Source organism: Pontibacter sp. HJ8, assembly GCF_054824225.1.
Genome location: NZ_JSYF01000033.1, coordinates 1 through 1850, shown reverse-complemented (window position 1 = coordinate 1850; position 1850 = coordinate 1). Strand labels below are relative to the sequence as shown.

At 49.4% G+C, this 1850-nt stretch carries 2 protein-coding genes; one reads left to right on the top strand and one right to left on the bottom strand.

Going from position 1 to position 1850, the window contains the following annotated elements:
* Nucleotides 1-169: 169 nt before the first annotated feature.
* The gene (locus OB13_RS01770; RefSeq protein ID WP_461488428.1) at nt 170-409 is read left to right on the top strand and encodes a hypothetical protein; all 240 of its coding nucleotides are present in this window, start codon (nt 170-172) and stop codon (nt 407-409) included.
* A 33-nt stretch (nt 410-442) separates the two neighbouring features.
* Here the strand turns inward: OB13_RS01770 and hemA are convergent, their stop codons facing one another.
* The gene (gene hemA, locus OB13_RS01765; protein WP_461488427.1) at nt 443-1705 is read right to left on the bottom strand and encodes a glutamyl-tRNA reductase; all 1263 of its coding nucleotides are present in this window, start codon (nt 1703-1705) and stop codon (nt 443-445) included.
* Between the last annotated feature and the right edge of the window lie 145 nt (nt 1706-1850).

Below are 1850 nucleotides of genomic sequence, written 5' to 3'. Positions count from 1 at the left end.
AACAGAAGCGCCCTGCAGTTAGTTACTGTAGGTTCGCTCCTAACACTAAGCGGACTTGCAATGGGAGTTACCATGACTGTTACTAACCTGAAAAAATTAGCATTTTGAAGCTCTCAATATGCAAATGCTCAGAAATTTGAAAAAGAATAAATAGTCGATTGTAAATGTGATGCCCTGGGCTACGGAGTATGACCTGAAGCAGGCAATTCTGAAAGTGAAGCTCCCGAAGGAACCGGGACAACAGCTGCCGCTTATACCTCCTCCAATCGCTTACAGATCGCTTAAAGATATGCCGCCCATGGACGCCTCAGCCAATTTCAGGTATGGACAACAGCAACTCTGGCAGGTTCGTGAAAGCCGCTACAGTGTTGCGGATATTATAACTCTCTTTGGTGTGCCTATCCGTTGAATCTGCGCCTGATACGCCCGGCAGGTATAGCAGCTATACCTCCTGCTTCTCCAGGTTGAACAGAGCGCTCAGACCTTCGAGCAGCGCTTCCGATTCACCACGCTGGCAGGCGGCTTTCAGCTCCAGTGCCGGCAGTTTCACGATCTTGTTCAGGATGTTTTTGGTGATGGCTTCTACGATTTCTTTGTCTGCTGCATCCAGCTTCTTCGTGTACCGCGCCACCTCCTGCTGCCGAATTTCCTCCAGGCGGTTTTTGAACTGCTGCAGCGCCGGTGACATCGCCATTTCGCGTGTCCAGGCCTGAAACTCTGTTATAGCCTCTGCAATGAGCTCCTTCACCTGAGGTATAGCCGCCAGCCTTGTTGCCAGCGCTTCTGTGGCACGGTTCCGGATGCTGTCGACGTTGTATACATAGGCGCCTGGCAGCGTTTCTATTTCGCTGTCGATACTGCGAGGCATCGACAGGTCAACAAAGAATTTGCTGGAGGTTATCCCCTGTTTGGCTACTTCGTCCAGGCTGATAAAAAAGCAATCGCCCGGCACGGATGAGATCACCACATCCGCCTTTGCAATTTCCTCCCACACATTTTCCCAGTACACTGCTTTGGAGTTGGTTTTCTGGGCCAGTTCCAGGGCTTTGTGGTGCGTGCGGTTCACGATGGTCACGTTGCTGACAGAAGACTTCCCGAAGTTATCGCATACGTTGGCTCCTATCTCACCTACCCCGATCATGAGCACGCGCGGGTCGGCTATACCTTGCGTAAGCTCTTCTACCAGCTCCACCGTAGCATACGACACCGATGCGGCTCCATCGAAGAAGGCAGTCTGATTCACGACCTGCTTGTTGGTATAGAAGATCGTGTGCAGCAGACGGTGCAGGAAGGGTCCGGCCATGTTCACATCAGCTGACCACTGATAGGCTTTTTTTACCTGGTTGAGTATCTGCATATCTCCTACTACCTGCGACTCCAGGCCCAGCACCACATAAAACAGGTGCTGCACGGCATCTTCGTGTCGGGTGATATGGCTGAAGTAAGCACTGATCTCTTGAGTAACTATAAAGCCTTTTTCGATGGCGATGAGTTTGATGATCTCGCGTGAAAGGTCTTTTTCAGAGGCGTAGTATACCTCGGTGCGGTTGCAGGTGGAAAGCACCAGTACATCCTGTGCACCCGTAAATTCCCTGATCTTGTCAAGCAGGTTCTTACTGGATATTTCGTTCAGGGAAACAGCTTCCCGAACGGCAATTGGTGCATGTTTATAGGATAAGGTCAGTACTTTGAACTGGTTTTGCATTGTCTTTCTATCAGATACAATACAAATTTCTTAAAAATACGGCTGATAAAATATGACTTTGATCATTTTCGCTTAGGACCTTTGTCACTACTTCTGAAAAGTGTATGAATGGAGGTAGAGAGGTGGCTATACCTATACCTATACC

Coding starts and splice junctions, on each gene's coding strand:
- hemA (WP_461488427.1), bottom strand. CDS start 1,705: ATGCAAAACCAGTTCAAAGTACTGACCTTATCCTATAAACATGCACCA.
- OB13_RS01770 (WP_461488428.1), top strand. CDS start 170: ATGCCCTGGGCTACGGAGTATGACCTGAAGCAGGCAATTCTGAAAGTG.